Source organism: Rhodanobacter hydrolyticus (genome assembly GCF_044904645.1).
In genome coordinates this window covers 2,463,099-2,481,887 of record NZ_JADIKK010000008.1, presented here as the reverse complement: position 1 = coordinate 2,481,887, position 18,789 = coordinate 2,463,099, and the positions used below count along the sequence as shown (strand labels likewise).

The 18,789-nt window shown below is 64.4% G+C and carries 14 protein-coding genes; 9 read left to right on the top strand and 5 right to left on the bottom strand.

Annotated elements, in window-relative coordinates:
- The first annotated feature begins 67 nt into the window (after positions 1 to 67).
- From ISP25_RS13810 to ISP25_RS13795, 4 genes are all read left to right on the top strand, one after another.
- On the top strand, positions 68 to 883 hold the full coding sequence (locus ISP25_RS13810; protein ID WP_404614648.1) for a glycosyltransferase family 2 protein: 816 nt from the start codon (positions 68 to 70) through the stop codon (positions 881 to 883).
- A 229-nt stretch (positions 884 to 1,112) separates the two neighbouring features.
- Complete coding sequence (locus ISP25_RS13805) at positions 1,113 to 2,150, top strand: CDP-glycerol glycerophosphotransferase family protein (RefSeq protein WP_404614646.1); 1,038 nt, start codon at positions 1,113 to 1,115, stop codon at positions 2,148 to 2,150.
- A gap of 115 nt (positions 2,151 to 2,265) precedes the next feature.
- Entirely contained in the window at positions 2,266 to 4,005 is a 1,740-nt protein-coding gene (locus tag ISP25_RS13800; RefSeq protein ID WP_404614644.1) for an ArnT family glycosyltransferase, read from the top strand.
- Positions 4,002 to 4,334, top strand: a complete 333-nt coding sequence (locus tag ISP25_RS13795) for a hypothetical protein (protein WP_404614642.1) — start codon at positions 4,002 to 4,004, stop codon at positions 4,332 to 4,334. Before ISP25_RS13800 ends, ISP25_RS13795 begins: the two co-directional genes overlap by 4 nt.
- 227 nt (positions 4,335 to 4,561) lie before the next feature.
- On the opposite strand, the gene ntrC is transcribed toward ISP25_RS13795, so the two are convergent.
- The 3 genes from ntrC to ISP25_RS13780 form a co-directional block, all read right to left on the bottom strand.
- Positions 4,562 to 5,938 carry a nitrogen regulation protein NR(I) gene (ntrC, locus tag ISP25_RS13790; RefSeq protein ID WP_404614640.1) on the bottom strand — a complete coding sequence of 459 codons (1,377 nt, stop codon included), beginning with the start codon at positions 5,936 to 5,938 and terminating at the stop codon, positions 4,562 to 4,564.
- A complete protein-coding gene (locus tag ISP25_RS13785) occupies positions 5,931 to 6,941 on the bottom strand; it encodes a two-component system sensor histidine kinase NtrB (protein ID WP_404614639.1) in 1,011 nt (336 codons plus the stop codon). Before ISP25_RS13785 ends, ntrC begins: the two co-directional genes overlap by 8 nt.
- Positions 6,942 to 7,328: 387 nt before the next feature.
- Entirely contained in the window at positions 7,329 to 8,630 is a 1,302-nt protein-coding gene (locus ISP25_RS13780; RefSeq protein WP_404614637.1) for a hypothetical protein, read from the bottom strand.
- A 186-nt stretch (positions 8,631 to 8,816) separates the two neighbouring features.
- On the opposite strand from ISP25_RS13780, the gene ISP25_RS13775 reads away from it, so the two are divergent.
- Both ISP25_RS13775 and ISP25_RS13770 read left to right on the top strand, forming a co-directional pair.
- The gene (locus ISP25_RS13775; RefSeq protein ID WP_192159228.1) at positions 8,817 to 9,242 is read left to right on the top strand and encodes a winged helix-turn-helix transcriptional regulator; all 426 of its coding nucleotides are present in this window, start codon (positions 8,817 to 8,819) and stop codon (positions 9,240 to 9,242) included.
- A gap of 529 nt (positions 9,243 to 9,771) precedes the next feature.
- Positions 9,772 to 10,410: a hypothetical protein gene (locus ISP25_RS13770; RefSeq protein ID WP_404614635.1), complete on the top strand. Its 639-nt coding sequence runs from the start codon at positions 9,772 to 9,774 to the stop codon at positions 10,408 to 10,410.
- Between the two features lie 66 nt (positions 10,411 to 10,476).
- Here the strand turns inward: ISP25_RS13770 and glnA are convergent, their stop codons facing one another.
- On the bottom strand, positions 10,477 to 11,886 hold the full coding sequence (gene glnA, locus ISP25_RS13765) for a type I glutamate--ammonia ligase (protein ID WP_192159224.1): 1,410 nt from the start codon (positions 11,884 to 11,886) through the stop codon (positions 10,477 to 10,479).
- Between the two features lie 286 nt (positions 11,887 to 12,172).
- On the opposite strand from glnA, the gene ISP25_RS13760 reads away from it, so the two are divergent.
- Positions 12,173 to 12,967 carry an undecaprenyl-diphosphate phosphatase gene (locus ISP25_RS13760; RefSeq protein ID WP_404614633.1) on the top strand — a complete coding sequence of 265 codons (795 nt, stop codon included), beginning with the start codon at positions 12,173 to 12,175 and terminating at the stop codon, positions 12,965 to 12,967.
- Here the strand turns inward: ISP25_RS13760 and ISP25_RS13755 are convergent.
- A complete protein-coding gene (locus ISP25_RS13755) occupies positions 12,913 to 13,941 on the bottom strand; it encodes a LysR family transcriptional regulator (protein ID WP_404614632.1) in 1,029 nt (342 codons plus the stop codon). The genes ISP25_RS13760 and ISP25_RS13755 overlap by 55 nt on opposite strands.
- Positions 13,942 to 14,084: 143 nt before the next feature.
- On the opposite strand from ISP25_RS13755, the gene ISP25_RS13750 reads away from it, so the two are divergent.
- Together ISP25_RS13750 and ISP25_RS13745 are read left to right on the top strand one after the other, a co-directional pair.
- The gene (locus ISP25_RS13750) at positions 14,085 to 15,341 is read left to right on the top strand and encodes an efflux RND transporter periplasmic adaptor subunit (RefSeq protein ID WP_404614630.1); all 1,257 of its coding nucleotides are present in this window, start codon (positions 14,085 to 14,087) and stop codon (positions 15,339 to 15,341) included.
- A 198-nt stretch (positions 15,342 to 15,539) separates the two neighbouring features.
- Positions 15,540 to 18,725 (top strand): efflux RND transporter permease subunit, encoded by a 3,186-nt coding sequence (locus ISP25_RS13745; RefSeq protein ID WP_404614628.1) that lies wholly within the window; start codon positions 15,540 to 15,542, stop codon positions 18,723 to 18,725.
- Positions 18,726 to 18,789 lie beyond the last annotated feature (64 nt).

Sequence of the window (18,789 nt, the reverse complement as noted above, 5' to 3'; positions counted from 1 at the left end):
ATGATGCCCGAACGCAACTGAAAAGCGGCAAACCACCGGGCGAAGGCGCGCCCGCTAGAATCGCGCCATGCCCATCTTGCCCTTCACCCTCGCCGTCATTGCCCGCAACGAAGCCGGCGTGATCGCACGCTGCCTGGACAGCGTGCCGTTCGCCGCGGAGAAACTGGTGGTGGATTCCGGCAGCGAAGACGGCACCGTGGCGGTGGCGCAAGCGCATGGCGCGCGCGTGGTGCACCAGGACTGGCTGGGCTTCGGGCCGCAACGCAACTTCGCCACCACGCAATGCAGCCACGACTGGATCCTGGTGCTGGACGCCGACGAATGGCTGTCGCCGGAGCTCGCCGCGGAACTGGAACGCGAATTGCCTGCGCTGATGTCCGGTGACGCCGCCGGTGCCGTGTTGCGTCGACGCACCATCTACATGGGCCGTCCATTGCGCTGGTATCGGCCCAGCGTGGGCGAGAAGCTGGCGCGCTTCTACCATCGCGGCCGTGCGCGCTGGACGGATGCACGCGTGCACGAATCGCTGCGCCTCGAGGGCCGTGCGCCGGTATTCGATGCGCCCTTCGAGCACGCCAACAACCCGACCCTGGTACACAAGCAGCTCAAGGTGCTGCGTTACTCGGAACTGAAATGCCGCGACTGGCTGGACAAGCGCAAGCCGGTGCGGATGTGGCAGGCACCCTTCGTGTACCTGCTGGCCTTCCTCAAGGACTACGTATTCCGGCTGGCCTTCCTTGACGGCTGGCGCGGCTTCCTGATCGCGCAGACCGCAGCCAGCTATGCGCTGTACAAGCGCATGCGCTACTACGAGATGGCGAACAACCCTGCGTCGGTCGCCGAGGCGGCCGACGCATTGGAAAAGCACCACATCGAACGCTGACCTGCACGCAACCACAGACCCCGGGATGGCGAACCCGCTTGGCACGTTCGCCTCCTCTCCCCCTCGGAGAGAGGATTGAGGTGAGGGGTCAAGGCTTGCCTCGCACTCGTCAAAGCGAGCTTTGCTTCGATGCAAAATCCTCGCAAGGACCACCCCTCACCCCGGCCCTCTCCCCAAAGCAGAGAGGGAGAAAAGCTAAGCTACCCGCCTCCCCCGAATACCTTCCATCATGCCCAAGCACTACCTCCTCTACGGCTCCGAGCGCTATGCGCTGGCGATCCTGCGCCCGATCCAGGCGGCGATCCGCGCGCGCGGCGACGAGGCGGCATGGTTCTTCGACGGCCCGGGCGCCGAAGATCTGCATCCCGACGAGCACCTGCTGACGGTACGGGAAGTGCGCGCATGGAAACCGCTGGCGGTGATCACCTCGTCCAACGCCGTGCCGCATTTCTTCCCCGGCGTGAAGGTGGAAACCTTCCACGGCTTTGACGCAGGCAAGCCGCGGCACATCTACGTGCGCGGCTTCTTCGACCTGTATTGCACCACCGGTCCGCGCGACACCGCGCAGTTCCAGGCACTGGCCGACCAGCTCGGCCATTTCAGCGTGATCGAGACGGGCTTCCCCAAGATCGACCCCTTCATGCGCGAACTCGGCGGCGCCATTCCGCCGGTGCAGGCGCCGCCGGTGATCCTCTACCACTCCACCTTCTCGCCTTCATGGAGCGCGGCCGAGACGCTGTACGAGGAAGTGAAGCGGCTGTCGCGCGACGGCCGCTGGCGCTGGATCGTCAGCTTCCATCCGAAGATGAACCCGGAAACCGTGGCCAAGTTCAAGGCGTTGCAGAACGCCTACCTGAGCTTCGCCGAGAACGACAACATCCTGGAGCTGTTCGGCCAGGTGGACATGATGTGCTCGGACACCAGCTCCGCGCTCAACGAGTTCCTGCTCACGGGCAAGCCCGTGGTGACCTTCAACAATCGCCGCCCCGGCCCGCAGCTGATCGACATCCACGACGCGAAGGATTTCGAGCCGGCGATCGAACGCGCCTTGAGCCGGCCGCCCGAGTTGATGCAGGCCATCCGCGATTACGCCGATGCCATCCATCCTTATCGCGACGGCCGCTCCAGCGAACGCGTGCTGGATGCCATCGATACCTTCGTCGCCCGCGGCGGCAGGAACCGCCGCGCCAAACCGGGCAACCTGTGGCGCAAGCTGAAGATCCGCCGCCGCATCGGCTACTGGGGGCCGGCACGCTGGCCGCGTTGAACGCATAGGAGCGCACCCTGTGCGCGAAAGCCCTCCGGCTTGATCGAAGCCAAGGCATTCGCGCACAGAGTGCGCTCCTACAGGTAGGCGCGGCTAGAATCGCGCCGTTGCCCCCATGAGCCAGCCCGTGACCCTCAGCCCCTACAGCCGCTCCGAACACCTGCGCTCGCTCTGGCCGTGGCTGCCGCTGTGGACGGCGGTGGCCTTGCTGGCGATCTTCGCGCACGGCCCGATGCCGCTGTATTCCACGCGGACCCTGGCCGTGGCGTGGGAGATGTGGCACGGCCACCATTGGCTGGTGCCGCACATCAATGGCATGCCATACAGCGAGAAGGCGCCGCTGCTGTTCTGGCTGATCCATGCCGGCTGGAGCGTGTTCGGCGTGAGCGACGTGTGGCCGCGCGTACTCGAGGTGATCTTCGGCGGCGCCGAGCTGGTGCTGGTTTCGCTGATTGCGCGCCGCCTGTTTCCCAATCGCGCCTGGATGGCCAAGGCTGCGCCGTGGACGCTGCTGGCGCTCAGCTACAGCTTCCTGTTCGGCCTGCAGATCATGTACGACGTGTTGCTGGCGGTGTGGGCGCTGGCGGCGCTGCTTTGCCTCACCCCGACCACGCGCCGCGAGGAGCCGCGCTGGTGGCTGTTCGGCCTGTGCATCGGCTTCGGCCTGCTCACCAAGGGACCGGTGATGCTGCTGCACGTCGTGTTCCCGTGGCTGCTCGGTCCGTTCTGGAGCGGCTTCGCCCGCACGCATCGCACGCGCTGGTACGGATGCGGTGTGCTGGCCATCCTGCTGGGCCTGGTCATGCTGGTGGCGTGGGCGGTGCCGGCAGGTTTCGCAGGCGGACCGGCCTACATGCACCGGCTGCTCTTCAGCCAGACGGCGGCGCGCGTGGTGCACGGCGTGCAGACGGCCGAACCGCTGCAAAGCCATGCCCGCCCGGTGCTCTGGTACGTGCTGATGCTGCCGGCACTGCTGTTCCCCTTTTTCGCATGGCCGCGCGCCTGGGTGGCACTGGCCACGCTGCGCAAGCCGCTGGAGCCGGGCCTGCGCTTCGCACTCGCCTGGGTGCTGCCTACCTTCCTGGTGTTCTCGCTGGTGCGCGGCAAGCAGATGTACTACCTGCTGCCGGAACTCGCCGGCACGATGCTGCTGCTCACCGCGGCCATCGCGATACTGCGCGAACGCAGGCCGCGGCTCGCCGGCACCGGCTGGCTGGGCACATGGCCGCTGGGTATCGGCAGCCTCGCGTTCGCGCTGCTGCTGTTCGCACTGCCCAACCTGGTGGCGGGCAACCAGCTGCATGGCGAATGGCCCGATGCCTGCGCGCCGTACAGCCGCTACTTCGCCGTGGTGTTCCTGCTGCTGGGCCTGCTGCTGCTGCTGCGCGGGCGCGGCGAGCTGCGCCGCCTGGCGGTAGCGGGGCTGGTCGGTACGCTGGCACTCAACACCTTGTTCACCCTCACCATGTGGCCGCGTTACGAACTGCGCCCCACTGCGCAGCTGCTTGGCGAGACGGAGCAGGCCGGCCGCGCTGTCGGCTACATCGGCAACTACGAGGGCGAGTTCCACTTCCAGGGTCGACTGACGCAACCGATCCAGGAGTTGAACGGCAACAAGCAGATCGCCGCGTTCGCACAGACACATCCCGAGGGTGTGATCGTGGAGCACCCGGAAAAGCTCGACGCCCAGGCCATGCGCTACGGGTTGCTGATCCAGCCGTTCCGCTCCTCATGGATCGTGGTGTGGCCCGCCGCCACCCTCGCCGACCTGCGCAGCGGCACGACGCCACCCGAGCCGGCGCAACCGCCGCAGATCTATTCAACCGACAGCAGCCCATCGCGCGCGCAACCGTGAACAAGGACGCCCTGATCGCCAGCCTGCGCAGCCAATGCAACGGTCCGCGCGACGGGGCGTTGCTGCGCTATGCCTTGGGCGATGCGCTGCTCGACATGGGCGACGCCGCCGGGGCGGCCGCAGAATTTCGCCACGCCTTGCGCTTCGATGCACGCTATTCCGCTGCATGGAAATTGCTCGGCAAGGCGTGTCTCTCCCTGGATGACCGTGCCGGCGCGGCCGAAGCGTGGCGGCATGGCATTGCCGTGGCGCAGGCGCGTGGCGACAAGCAGGCGGAGAAGGAAATGGCCGTGTTCTTGCGGCGGGCGGAGCGCGAGATGGGCGGCTGACTGCCGCCGTGGGTGACTCGCGCCGCCCGCGCTTCGTACGAAATGAAACCTGCGGGAACCTGGGTACAACTATCGCCTACGCGATGGACAATGCGGGCCATCGCGCCGTATCCGAGCCGCAAAGTCTTCATCCTGCCATGCCCGCCCGGGTCGGCATCCCGCATTGATCGCACCCGCCTGTCATGCACGGGATCGACATCTCCTGTGCGCGACCGGCGGAAGCGGAATCACCGCCTGCGCTGTCGCGATGCACCCAACTTGCGCGTAAGCGTGTTGCGGCCTACCCCCAGAGCCGCCGCCGCGTTCTGCCGATGACCGCCATGCGCGGCCAAGGCCGCTTCCAGCAGTACTCGATCGAGCGCCTCACGGGCGCGGACGTGGATGTCGGCCTCGCCATCGGCCAAGGCTTGCTCGGCCCAGGTGCGCAACGCATCGCTCCAATCGCCTGCGACACCGGACGATGGCGAGGCACCAAGATCCGCCGGCAGGATTTCCGCGCCGGGTGCGATCACCGCCAAGCGACGGCAGAGATTTTCCAGTTCGCGTACGTTGCCGGGGAAATCGCGTTGCGCGAGCGCCTTCAGCGTGGCCCTGGCGAAACGCTTGGGGGGCAGCTTGAGCTCCTGCGCGGCAGCGGCAAGAAAGTGTTGGCCCAGCAGCGGAATGTCCGCGCGTCGTTCGCGCAGCGCGGGCAGTGCGATGCGCACCACGTCGAGCCGGTGCTTGAGATCGGCGCGGAATTGTCCGCTGGCCACCCGCGCGTCCAGATCCTGGTGGGTGGCGGCCACGATGCGCACATTGCAGCGGATCAGCTCGCGGCCGCCCACGCGGTAGAACTCGCCGCCGGCGAGCACGCGCAGCAGGCGCGTCTGCAGCGCCAGCGGCATGTCGCCGATTTCGTCGAGGAACAGCATGCCGCCTTCGGCCTGCTCGAAGCGGCCCGTCACCCGTCGCTGCGCACCGGTGAAGGCACCCGCCTCGTGGCCGAACAATTCGCTCTCCAGCAATTCGGAGGGAATCGCCGCGGTGTTGAGCGCCACGAAGGCACGGTCGCGCCGCGCGCTCTCCTCGTGCAGCGCACGCGCCACCAGCTCCTTGCCGGTGCCGGTTTCGCCGGTGACCAGCACGTTGAGGTCGCTGGCGGCCACGCGACCAATCAGGCGGAACACTTCGCGCATCGGTGCGCTTTCGCCGAGCAGCGCATGCGTGGCCACCGTCGACTGGGCCGGTGCCGCGGATTGAGCACCGTCGGCCAGCACGCGGCGCACCGTGGCCACCGCCTGGTCGAGGTCGAAGGGCTTGGCCAGGTAATCCGCCGCGCCCGCGCGATAGGCCGCAGCCGTGGTAGCCACGTCGGTGAACGCGCTCATCACGATCACCGGGCCGATGCCCTGCGCCTTGAGTTCTTCGAGCAGGGTCAAGCCGCTTTCGCCCGGCATGCGCACGTCGGTGACGAGCAGCGCGGGCCGGCTCTTGCGAAGCGCCGCCCGCACCGCATCGACCGTGTCGAATTCGCGCACCGCGAGCCCGGCATCGCGCAATGCCGCGGCCAGCACGAAGCGCACGCCGCGATCGTCGTCGGCTATCCAGATTTCGTCATTCATGCCCACGCTCCAACGGCAGGTACAGCGAAAACACCGTCTCGCCCGGACGGCTGGTGCAGCGCAGCTCGCCGCCATGTTCGCGGACGATTTCGCGCGACAGCGCCAGACCAAGGCCCGTGCCATCGGCGCGGCCCGACACCAGGGGCTCGAACAGCGTGTCGCGCAATTCCGCCGGCACGCCGCGGCCATCGTCGATCACGTCCACGCGCAAGGCGCTGCGCAGCACGCGCGCGCCGGCACGCACGCCATGCTCCGCCCGCGTGCGCAAAATCAGCGTGCGCGCACCCGCTTCCACCGCGTTGCGCGCAAGGTTGAGAAACACCTGTTGCAGGCGATCCGCGTCGCCATGCACGTCGGGCAGGCTGGGGTCGTAATCGTGGCGCAGGCGCGGCGGCGAAGGTTCGGCCTGCAGCAAGTCACTCAGGCGGTCGAGCAGTTGGTGGATGCCTACCGCACCCAGCCGGACGGCGCCATCGTGATGCAGCAGACGGTTCGCCAGCGCGGCGAGGCGATCCGCCTCGTCGATGATCAGACCTGCCAGCGCCTGCAACTCCGCGCCATCGACGCGACGCTGCAGCAACTGCGCCGCCCCGCGCAGGCCGGCCAGCGGGTTCTTCACCTCGTGCGCGAAGCCGCGCAGCGTGGCGGACAACGGCGACGCCGTGCGCGAGCGCTCGGCCAGCGGATGCACCTCGAGCAGCAGGCCGCCATCGTCGTCGGGCTGGAGGGCGATATCAGCCTGCAACGTGCGCTCGTCGAACGCGGAAAGCGTCGCTTCGCGCAACTGCACGAAGCGCGATTCGTCCAGCGCGCGCCGCGCCTGCGCCAGTTCGTCCGGCGCACGCAGCCACAAAGCCAGTGGCTGCCCGACCGCGCTGCGCATGCCGCTGCCCAGCAACTCGGCCAGCGCACCGTTGAGCCAGCGCACGCGCAAGTCAGCGTCGACCTTGGTTATTCCGGTCGTCAGCTGCTCCGCCCACGTCTGCCATGCTTCGTTGCGCATTGCACCATCATGGGACGTGCGCGGAAATGGTGCAATGGCAGACAGATTGGCAGTCTTGCATTGCTTGACCTTGTCGCGGCAACTTAACCCCGTCGCGAACCAAACGGGCGGTTGGTACGACGTATCGGCAAATCACACGCCAGACCACGGGGTCAATCCCGCGAAATCTCATTCGACGCGAACAGCGATGCATTTGCCTTCTTGGCAGCATATCGCTCGGTCTTGGATCGGGGCAGGCTTGGACCGGTTCGCAAAAGGCGTTAAGCCACGACTCGTGGCTTAACGCCGTCAAGGCGCTCAAAAGGGGCATATTCCCGGTCGTGACCTGCCCATTAAGCGCTTGGTCGTTGTCGCGAGTGCCGTTCGATTACGCTTCGAAAGCGCTCGTTACCGCACGAATTGGCCGCCGGGTCCGGATTTCTTCAAAAGTCGACTGACGGCATCCGCTGCGGGGAAATTGGATTCCAGGCAATTGGGCGCGGCCTGAGCAATCGATTCACCAGCACTTTGCTTCACCGGGGTTGCTAGAAACGCGTGCATCTCGCCCTGGTGCGGCCCGCTGCACACGATTGCCATGCCTCCGATTTGTCCGCGGCTATTGATTTTGGCGGCGAAGGTCGCGAACAGGCTGGGACCGGCAGGGAACAGCGTGTTGAGGTCGGTCATCACGCCGTTCTGCCAGATGAAGGCATGAGACCAGTAGAAGTTGGAGTTCCACTCACCCCCCACTACTTGGCCCTGGTTGTTGTTGCCGAAGGCTATGCCCGCAACATCTCCCGGCAGGAGTCCGAGCACCGTGGTGAGTTTGGTGGTGCCTGTGCCTTTGACAATCTGCCAAATCGCGCCAGTTTGGGTAGTTCCGTCAGCACTACCGACGGTTCCGACGATTTGGCCCTGGTTGTTGATGTTCTCACCGAAGCCGCCGGTTCCGAGGTCAGAAAGCGCAGACGCAGTGCGGTTTTCCCACAATATGCCGTGAATGGGTCCGCTGCAGTTTCCCGAGTAGCCTACGGCCTGACCAAGATCGTTGATCCAAAATGCGAACCCGTCTGGATCGCCATCCACCGTAGGAAGCGCGTGGGCCTTGCCGTTTTCCCACAACACCGGCAGTTGAACTCGATTATTAGTGGTGCCAGCCTGGCATGAGGTATCCACCGCACCGTTTTCTGCCATTCCAACGATTTGTCCATGGTTGTTAATCGCGCTCGCCTCCCCGTTATTTCCGCCTAGTGTTGGGAGGGCGCTCATCTGGAAGGGCTGCCAAAGAAACGGAAGACACGTAAGGTGGGTGCCGAATCCGCAAATGTCTTCGCCGTTCGGGTCCGGGACAGCCGTTTCGGAATCACCCACTACCTGCGCGAGGTCGTTGATCTCGCCGAAGTTCATCCAACTGTTCGGTCCGCCGAGCGTGCCGAGGTCGACGTAGTATCCGTCGACGTTTATCAGTGCGCGTCCGTTTAAGGGTACCCCGGATAGCGAATCCCCCTGCCCCGGAAGAAAGTTCCCAGCCATGATCTCCGACCAACCCTCGTCGTTGACGGACATGACCATCGAATAATTGTCATTCTTCGGAACGCCCAGATCGGTAACTTGGTAGCTCACCTGAGCGAAGGCATTGCCAAAGCAAGTCAGAGCAAACACCGTAGCGCAAGGCATCCAGAGACAGCGCAGCTGCTTGAACATGTTCATATTTTTGCCTCCCACGAAGTTTCAGTTCCGATCCCCAGGTTCCTGACAACGCAGCCCTCCACGCGAGCGCCAGCTGGACGGAGCTCGCATCGCGACGGATGGGACGATAGTACAACCAGTTGTTGTTTGCAACTGGTTTTATTGTCGTAGAATGGCGACGGACTGTCCATTCGAGTTGGAAGCAGCGTGCGCACGAGTCATAGATCCGAATGCGTCATCAACCAAACGCTCGAAGTGCTTGGCGATCAATGGACTTTGCTCGTCATCCGCGACATCGTTTTCGTTAATCGAAGGCATTTCCGCGAACTCCTGACCAAATCTTTGGAGGGAATCGCATCGAATATCCTTGCCGACCGACTTCGAAAGCTTGTCGAACAAGGGATCATCACCAAGTCCGATGACCCCACCCATAAACAGAAGGCGATTTATAGCCTTACGGAGAAAGGCATCGCACTGGTTCCTCTTCTGTTGGAAATGGCTGCATGGGGACACGAATATTTGCCCACTTCAAAATTACAAGGGCGGGCTCGCACCTTGAAAGAAGGTGGGCCTGAAATACGCGCGGAATTCATGAATGAACTTCGGAAAATGCATCTTCCGGCATCAGGATGAGCTGCTGAGCTACCCATGTTGAGCAGTCCGTCCGTTATACGACTGGCCCACTAGACCGGCTTTAGTGCCGTCCCATTGCACACTATGGGTGTCATATCGGGGCGCTTTTGCAAATCCGCACCATAGATAACTCATTGACCCAAAGAACACGCACAGGTTATGCGTCTTAATAGACGCGATAGTCTGTGTCGGCACGCGGTTAAATGCACAAACCATGGGGCGCTAAAACGTACAGACTTTGGAGTTCTGTCCAGGGTTCTAGTTGGCGAGAAGGTCAGGTACCGCCGACAGCAGCCACCAACAGCCCATGCACCTGAGGGGGACACGAGCTGTCCGACCCCTTTGAGTGGTCATGGCAATGTTTGATGTAGTGGCTATTCGTGCGAGCCACTGCCGGGCCTAAGGTGCGAAAGCAACCATGCAGCGACGGCACCCAGCTGCACGTCAGACCGGGTTGACGCACATGCGGTGCTGCCGTGTGTCCCGATCGTTGCGACCCCGTTGCCCTGCCAGCCCATGGAGCATCCACATGAAGCCTTTCCGCCGAAATCCGATTTCATACTTCTCGGCAGCCGGTCTGCTGCTGGTGTGCATGGCGTCCATGCAAGCCTCCGCCGCCATGTCTGCAGCATCAGTCGCAGTACTCCCTCCCGGTTACACGATGGCGTACACCGGCGACCCGCACGATTTCGACTATTTCCAGGGCGCCTGGACGACTCGGCAACGCCGGCTGGTCAAGCGTGATGTGGGCAGCAAGGGACCTTGGGAAGCGTTCCCGGCCACGCTGTGCATGACCGAGTATCTCGACGGCAAAGCCACGGTGGACGAGCTGTATTTTCCGACCAAGGGCTGGGCCGGTCTGACCCTGCGCTTGTTCGATCCTGCCAAGCGGCAGTGGTCGATCTACTGGATAAGCAGTGCCGATGGCAGGATGAGCCCCGCCATGGTTGGCGGCTTCCACGGCAACCACGGCGAGTTCTATGGCGAAGACCAGGACCAAGGTCAGCCGGTGAAAGTACGCTTCCTGTGGACCAAGCTCGATCCCGACCATGCTCGATGGGAGCAGTCGTTCTCTTACGACGATCGTACTTGGGAAACCAATTGGATCGCTGATTTCGTGCGCGCAAACCCAGCCGATACCTGCACGCACGGCCGCCCAAATCGGTGATCGGGCAACACTGACACGAGACGAGACGACGAGCAGCGTGTGCTCGTCGTCCCTTCCTTCCGCCGGTCAGAGCGCGTAGTACATCTGGAACTCCAGCGGGTGCGTGCTGGCGCGGTAGCGGGTGACTTCCTGCATCTTCACCGCGATGTAGGCGTCGATGAAGTCGTCGGTGAACACGCCGCCGGCCTTGAGGAAGTCGCGGTCCTTGTCCAGCGCCTCCAGCGCCTGGTCGAGGCTGGAGCACACCTGCGGGATGTTCTTCTCTTCTTCCGGCGGCAGGTCGTAGAGGTCCTTGTCGGCCGGCGCGCCCGGGTCGATCTTGTTGAGGATGCCGTCGAGGCCGGCCATCATCAGCGCGGTGAACACCAGGTAGCCGGAGTTCATCGGGTCGGGGAAGCGCACCTCGATGCGACGGCCCTTCGGGCTCGCCACGTAGGGAATGCGGCAGCTCGCCGAGCGGTTGCGCGCGGAATACGCCAGCATCACCGGCGCCTCGAAGCCCGGCACCAGGCGCTTGTAGCTGTTGGTGGTGGAGTTGGCGAAGGCGTTGATCGCCTTGGCGTGCTTGAAGATGCCGCCGATGTACCACAGCGCGGTCTGGCTGAGGCCGCCGTAGAGGTCGCCGGCGAACAGGTTCTCGCCGTTCTTTGCCAGCGACTGGTGCACGTGCATGCCGCTGCCGTTGTCGCCCACGATGGGCTTGGGCATGAAGGTGACGGTCTTGCCGTTCTGGTGCGCCACGTTCTTGATGACGTACTTCATCGTCATCAGCTCGTCGGCCTTCTGAACCAGCGTGTTGAACCTCACGCCGATCTCGCACTGGCCGGCATTGGCCACCTCGTGGTGGTGCACCTCGACCTTCTGGCCCAGCGACTCCAGCACCTTGCACATGTCGGCGCGCAGGTCGCCCAGCGTGTCCACCGGCGACACCGGGAAGTAGCCGCCCTTCACCCCGGGACGATGGCCCATGTTGCCGTCTTCGTACTTGAAGCGCGTGCTCCACGCGGCCTCGTTCGACTCGATCTCGTAGAACACGCGACCCATGTCGTTCTGCCAGCGCACCGAGTCGAAGATGAAGAACTCCGGCTCCGGCCCGAAGAAGGCGGTGTCGGCGATGCCGGTGGACTTGAGGTAGGCCTCGCCGCGCTTGGCGATCGAGCGCGGGTCGCGGCCATAGGCCTGCAGGGTGCTGGGCTCCAGCACGTCGCAATGCAGGATCAGCTGGGTGTGCTGGCTGAACGGGTCTAGGTAGGCGGTCTCCGGGTCGGGCATCAGGATCATGTCCGACTCGTTGATGCCCTTCCAGCCGGTGATCGAGGAGCCGTCGAACATCTTGCCGTCCTCGAAGGTCGACTCGTCGATGGCGTGCGCCGGGAAAGTGACGTGGTGGTGCTTGCCAAGCATGTCGGCGAAGCGGAAGTCGACGAACTCGACCTCGTGTTCAACGATCAGGTCGAGCACTTTCTGGGCAGTCATGGCGGAACCTCGTGGTGGTTGATGACCGGTTGAGAGCAAAGGCCATGCCATGCGCACAAAGCCTTTGCCAGCAATGGATTATGCAGCGGCAATGATCAGGGGAAACCCCATTACGGGGCAAAAACGAACGGGTGTTGCACCAGTTTGGATCTTGGCAAAGCCCGACTTGCATCTCGCAACCGGCCCCAGGATCCGCCAAAGCATGACATCGGGAAGTCGCGGACTGCATTTAAGCTACATCTCTTTTCTTGCCGCTATCGGCACGTCCACCTGACGGAGCGCACCCGTGACCGACCTGCTCAACATCATCCTGCTCGGCATCATCGAGGGCATCACCGAATTCCTGCCGATCTCCTCTACCGGCCACCTGCTGATCGCCGAGCACTGGCTGGGCGCACGTTCGGATCTGTTCAACGTGGGCATCCAGGCCGGTGCGATCCTGGCCATCACCCTGGTGTACTGGAAGCGCATCTGGCAATTGCTGACGCAATGGCGCGACCCGACCACGCGCGACTATCTGTTCAAGCTGACGGTGGCGTTCCTGATCACCTGCGTGCTGGGCCTGTTCGTCACGCATTACGGCTTCAAGCTGCCGGAAACGGTGACGCCTATCGCCTGGGCCTTGATCATCGGCGGCTTCTGGATGATCGCGGCGGAAGCGCTGGCCGCACGCCAACCGGACCGCCGCGAGGTGACCTGGACGGTGGCGATCCTGGTGGGCATCGCGCAGATGGTGGCGGGCGTGTTCCCGGGCACCTCGCGCTCCGGCGCCACCATCTTCGCCGCCATGCTGTTCGGTACCAGCAACCGCGCCGCCGCCACCGAATTCGCCTTCCTGGTCGGCATCCCGACCATGTACGCGGCTACCGGCTATGAGCTGTTGAAGGTATGGAAGAGCGGCGGTGCGGCGCATGAAGACTGGACCGCATTGGGCGTGGGCTTCCTGGTCTCGCTGATCGTGGGCTTCATCGCGGTGAAGTGGCTGCTGGGCTACATCCGCACGCATCGCTTCACGGTATTCGCGGTCTACCGCATCGCGCTTGGCGCGGCCTTGCTGTTGTTGATGCCGGCGGGCGTTTGAGCAGCACTGCCGTTGATGTCGCCGGGCGCCTGAACGGTGCCCTTGGGCGGCAGCGCCATACCCAGCTTGCAGGCAGGCAGGTTGGTGCGCTCGAACAGCTCGTGCACCCATTCGAGGAAGGCCTGCACGCGCGCGGACAGGTGCTTCTTCTGCGGGTAGACCAGCCACACCGGTGAACCGGTGCAGATGGCGTCCTCCATGATCACCTGCAGCTTGCCCATGCCGATGGCGCAGGCGGCCAACCAGTGCGGCACCTGGATGATGCCCAGCCCCGCCATCGCCGCCTGGATCACCGACTCGCCATCGTTGATCAACAGGTGCGCGTCCACCTCCAGCGCGATGCGGCCGTCCGGCGTGTCGAACTGCCACTGGTAGGCGCGGCCGTTGGTGGGATAGACGTAGTTGATGCAGCGATGCTGCTTCAGGTCCTCGATGGTGACCGGCGTGCCGTGCCGCGCCAGGTACGCGGGTGCGGCGCAGAGCACGTTGCTGAAGTAGCCCAGCTTGCGGGCGATCAGGTTGGAGTCCTCCAGTTCGCCCATGCGGATCGCGCAATCGATACCTTCTTCGATCAGGCCGATGTTGCGGTCGCTCATCGACAGCTCCAGCCGGATGTCCGGGTAGCGCGCCTCGAAATCGGCCAGGTTCGGGATCAATGCAGCGCGCCCCACCGAGACGTTCACCGCCACGCGCAACTTGCCGCTGGGCTTGGTGCGCGCGTAGTTCAGCGCATCCACCGCTTCGCCGAGATCGGCCAGGATCGCCTTGCAGCGCTGGTAGAACGACTCGCCGTCGTCGGTGAGCCGCAGCGCCCGCGTGCTGCGGAACAGCAGGCGCACCCCGATCTGCTCTTCCAGCCGCGATACGGCGCGGCTTACCCCGGATGGGGTCATGCCCAACTGCACGGCGGCGGCCGCGAAACTTCGGGCTTCCACCACGCGGACGAAGCTCGATATTGCCGAAAAATCTTCCATGAATGTCATTGTGACGTCATTCGTGCGTGGCTGTCACGAGTGGAGTTCATGAAATGGGGTTTTTCTGTACTCATCGGTATATCTATTATTCGCCTCCCCATCGTGCTGCATCGCCGCACGAACCCCACTCAGGGAGAGTGAACATGAAGAAGAACCTGATCCTGTCCGGCCTCGTCGTCGCGACCGTTGCCAGCAGTTGGGCCTTGCTCGGAGAGCATGGCGGCAGCCACGCCCAGGGCGTCGGGGCCGGCACCGCCCTGCCCGAGGTGACCGTGGCCCGGGCGCTTGTGCGCCCGGTAAGCAACAGCGCCGACTTCACCGGCCGCGTGCAGGCGGTGGACAGCGTGGAGTTGCGCCCGCGTGTGGGCGGCTACGTCGATTCCGTGGCGTTCAAGGAAGGCGCGCTGGTGCACAAGGGCGACGTGCTGTTCCGCATCGACCCGCGTCCCTTCCAGGCCGAAGTGGACCGGCTCACCGCCACGCGCACCCAGGCACTGGCCGAACATGCGCTGGCCGAGATTAATGCCCAGCGCGCACAGCGCCTGCTCGAGCAACATGCGATCGCACAGCAGGAAGCCGACAGCCTGGCCACGGCCGCGCAAAGCGCCGGTGCGGCACTGGCCGCCGCCGACGCCGCGCTCGCCACGGCCAAGCTCAACCTTGGCTACACCGAGGTGCGCTCGCCCATCGACGGCCGTGTCAGCAATGTGCGGATCACCCCCGGCAACCTTGTCGGCAGCGGTGACGTCTTGACCAGTGTGGTCTCGGTGAACCCCGTGTACGTGTATTTCGACGTGGACGAACACACCTGGCTGAAGCTCGACCATGCGCGCGCCGACGCCGCACACGACGGCAACAGCCCGCGCGTCGAGGCTGCAATGGAACTATCCGACGAGAACGGCTATCCGCACGCCGGCCGCATCGACTTCGTCGACAACCAGCTGCACACCGACTCCGGCACCATGCGGCTGCGCGCGGTGTTCGACAACAGGGGCAGCCTGTTCACTCCCGGCCTTTACGCGCGCATCCGCCTGCAGAGCGGCCAGCCGCAGCCGCGCCTGCTGATCGACGATCGCGCAGTGGGCACCGACCTCGGCAACCAGTTCGTCTACGTGGTCGACGCCCAGCACAAGGTGCAATACCGCAAGGTCAGCACTGGCGCGTTGTTCCATGGCCTGCGCGTGATCGACAACGGCCTGGCGCCCGGCGACGTGGTGGTGGTGAACGGCCTGCAGCGCGTGCGTCCCGGCGCCGAAGTGAATCCGCAGCAGGTGGCGATGGACTACCAGCTCGACAAGCAGGACAAGGCGGTGGTGGAAGCCGGTGCCGATGACAAATCGGCCGATGACAAATCGCGTACGGCGATGACCAAACCGCCGGCTCACGAATCGCAAGGCTGAGCTCGCCCTTGCCCCTCTCCCCGCTGGAGAGAGGAGCCAAGGTGTGGGAGCCAATCCCACGCAAGCGCCGCCTACCCATCGAAACCTGAAAAACGCATTGCCGAAGCCTGAAGGCATCGGCAAGTCCCGACCCCTCACCCAAACCCTCTCCTCCGAGGGGATAGGGGGTCGGCACCCTGAAGTCATCGAGACATACCCATGAAAAACATCGCCCAGTTTTTCGTCGACCGGCCCATCATGGCCGCGGTGCTTTCGCTGCTGTTCGTGATCACCGGCAGCATCGCGGTCTTCCAATTGCCGATCAGCGAATACCCCGAAGTGGTGCCGCCCACCGTGGTAGTGCGCGCCAACTACCCCGGCGCCAACCCCAAGGTGATCGGCGAGACCGTCGCCACGCCGCTGGAGGAACAGATCAACGGCGTGGAAGGCATGCTCTACACCTCCTCGCAGGCCACCAGTGACGGCGTGATGACGCTCACCGTCACCTTCGCGCTGGGCACCGACCTCAATACCGCCCAGGTGGAAGTGCAGAACCGCGTGGCGCAGGCGCTGCCGCGCCTGCCCGAAGAAGTGCAGCGGCTCGGCGTGACCACGCAGAAGAGTTCGCCCGACCTCACCATGGTGGTGCACCTCACCTCGCCCGACCAGCGCTACGACATGCTGTACCTGTCGAACTACGCGCGGCTGCACGTGAAAGACGTGCTGAACCGCTTGAACGGCGTGGGCGACGTGCAGATCTTCGGCGCCGGCGAATACTCCATGCGTGTATGGCTCAACCCGGACAGGCTGGCCCAGCGCGGCCTCACCACCGGTGACGTGGCGGACGCGATCCGCGAGCAGAACGTGCAGGTGGCCGCCGGTGCGCTGAACGCGCCGCCGGTACGCGGCAACGCCGACTTCCAGCTCAACATCAACACGCAGGGCCGCCTGAGCACGGTGGACGACTTCCGCAACATCGTGCTGCGCACCGACCCCGACGGTGCCGTGGTGCACCTGGGCGACGTGGCACGCGTGGAACTGGGCTCCGACCAGTACGCGCTGCGCAGCCTGCTGGACAACCAGCCGGCGGTGGCCATACCGATCTTCGCGCGGCCGGGCTCCAATGCCATCCAGATCTCCAACGAAGTGCGCGCCACCATGGCGCAGCTGAAGAAGGAGTTCCCGCAGGGCATCGAGTACCACATCGTGTACGACCCCACGGTGTTCGTGCGCGGCTCCATCGAGGCGGTGGCGCACACCCTGCTCGAAGCGATCCTGCTGGTGGTGCTGGTGGTGATCCTGTTCCTGCAGACCTGGCGCGCCTCCGTCATTCCGCTGATCGCGGTGCCCGTGTCGCTGATCGGCACGTTCGCGGTGATGTACGTGGTGGGCTTCTCACTCAACGCACTGTCGCTGTTCGGCATGGTGCTGGCCATCGGCATCGTGGTGGACGACGCCATCGTGGTGGTGGAGAACGTGGAGCGCCACATTGAGCTTGGCCAGTCGCCGAAGGAAGCCACGCGCAAGGCGATGCACGAGGTCACCGGACCGATCGTGGCCACCGCGCTGGTGCTGTGCGCGGTGTTCATCCCCACCGCTTTCATCAGCGGCCTCACCGGCGAGTTCTACCGCCAGTTCGCGCTGACCATCGCGATCTCCACGGTGATCTCGGCGTTCAATTCGCTGACCCTGAGTCCGGCACTGGCAGCGATCCTGCTGCTCCCACACGGTGCGCCGAAGGATCGCCTCACCCGCGCCATCGACCGTCTGTTCGGCTGGCTGTTCCGCCCCTTCAACCGCTTGTTCCATCGTGGCGCGGAACGTTACGTGGAAGGCACGCGCAAGCTGCAGGGCAAGGGAGCGGCCGCACTGGTGCTGTATGCAGTGCTGATCGGGCTCACCGCGTTCGGCTTCTGGCATGTGCCTACCGGCTTCGTGCCGACCCAGGACAAGCAATATCTGGTGTCGTTCGCGCAGCTGCCGGACGCTGCCTCGCTGGACCGCACCGAGGACGTGATCAAGCGCATGAGCGAAATCGCGCTGAAGCAACCCGGCGTGCAGAGCGCAGTGGCCTTCCCCGGCCTGTCGGTGAACGGCTTCACCAACAGCACCAATGCCGGCATCGTGTTCGTGACACTGAAGCCGTTCGATGAACGGCGCAGCGCGGAGCTTTCTGCCGGCGCCATCGCGGGTGCGTTGAACGCAAAGTTCGCGTCCATCCAGGACGCCTACATCGCGATCTTCCCGCCACCGCCGGTGATGGGCCTGGGCACGATCGGCGGCTTCCGCATGCAGGTGGAGGATCGCGGTCAGCTCGGCTTCGACGAACTGTACAAGCAGACACAGAGCCTGATCGCGGCGAGCCGCAAGGACCCCGCGCTGGCCGGGCTGTTCTCCAGCTTCCAGGTGAACGTGCCGCAGGTGGACGTGAACGTGGACCGCGAGAAGGCGAAGGCCGAAGGCGTGAACCTGGGCGACGTGTACCAGACCATGCAGGCTTACCTCGGTTCGCTCTACGTCAACGACTTCAACCGCTTCGGCCGCACCTACCAGGTAAACCTGTCTGCCGAGCCCTCGTTCCGTCACGACCTCGAAGACATCAACCAGCTGAAGACACGCAATACGCGTGGCGACATGGTGCCGCTGGGTTCCTTCGTCACCGTGGCGCATGGCGCCGGCCCGGATCGCGTGCAGCATTACAACGGCTACCCGACTGCCGAAATCAACGGCGGTCCGGCGCCGGGCTACAGCTCGGGGCAGGCTCAGGCGGCGATGGAGAAGCTGGCGCAGCAGATCCTGCCGAATGGCATGAGCTTCGAGTGGACCGACCTGACCTACCAGCAGATCCTTGCCGGCAACACCGCGGTACTGGTGTTCCCGTTGTGCGTGCTGCTGGTGTTCCTGGTGCTGTCCTCGCTGTACGAAAGCTGGTCGCTTCCGCTGGCGGTGATCCTGATCGTGCCGATGGTGCTGCTCTCCGCGATCGCCGGTGTGTGGCTGTCGGGCGGCGACAACAACATCTTCACCCAGATCGGCCTGATCGTGCTGGTAGGCCTGGCGTGCAAGAACGCGATCCTGATCGTGGAGTTCGCCCGCGAACGTCAGCACGAAGGCATGAGCCGCCACGAGGCGGTGCTGGAGGCGGCCAAGCTGCGACTGCGCCCGATCCTGATGACCTCGATCGCTTTCATCATGGGCGTGGTGCCGCTGGTGACCTCGCACGGCGCCGGCGCGGAAATGCGCCACGCGATGGGCGTGGCGGTGTTCTCCGGCATGCTCGGCGTCACCCTGTTCGGGCTGATCTACACCCCGCTGTTCTACGTCGTGATTCGCGCCCTGGTCGAACGCCGCGAAGCGCGCAAGCGCGCGCAAACGAACGGCCTGCCGGCGCTGGAGGGACATTGAGATGAAATCGAACATGATTGATTCGCAGCGATTCGTTCTTGCTCGTCATCCCGGCGAAAGCCGG

Coding starts and splice junctions, on each gene's coding strand:
- ISP25_RS13745 (WP_404614628.1), top strand. CDS start 15,540: ATGAAAAACATCGCCCAGTTTTTCGTCGACCGGCCCATCATGGCCGCG.
- glnA (WP_192159224.1), bottom strand. CDS start 11,886: ATGACTGCCCAGAAAGTGCTCGACCTGATCGTTGAACACGAGGTCGAG.
- ISP25_RS13750 (WP_404614630.1), top strand. CDS start 14,085: ATGAAGAAGAACCTGATCCTGTCCGGCCTCGTCGTCGCGACCGTTGCC.
- ntrC (WP_404614640.1), bottom strand. CDS start 5,938: ATGAATGACGAAATCTGGATAGCCGACGACGATCGCGGCGTGCGCTTC.
- ISP25_RS13810 (WP_404614648.1), top strand. CDS start 68: ATGCCCATCTTGCCCTTCACCCTCGCCGTCATTGCCCGCAACGAAGCC.
- ISP25_RS13800 (WP_404614644.1), top strand. CDS start 2,266: ATGAGCCAGCCCGTGACCCTCAGCCCCTACAGCCGCTCCGAACACCTG.
- ISP25_RS13805 (WP_404614646.1), top strand. CDS start 1,113: ATGCCCAAGCACTACCTCCTCTACGGCTCCGAGCGCTATGCGCTGGCG.
- ISP25_RS13755 (WP_404614632.1), bottom strand. CDS start 13,941: ATGGAAGATTTTTCGGCAATATCGAGCTTCGTCCGCGTGGTGGAAGCC.
- ISP25_RS13780 (WP_404614637.1), bottom strand. CDS start 8,630: ATGAACATGTTCAAGCAGCTGCGCTGTCTCTGGATGCCTTGCGCTACG.
- ISP25_RS13770 (WP_404614635.1), top strand. CDS start 9,772: ATGAAGCCTTTCCGCCGAAATCCGATTTCATACTTCTCGGCAGCCGGT.
- ISP25_RS13785 (WP_404614639.1), bottom strand. CDS start 6,941: ATGCGCAACGAAGCATGGCAGACGTGGGCGGAGCAGCTGACGACCGGA.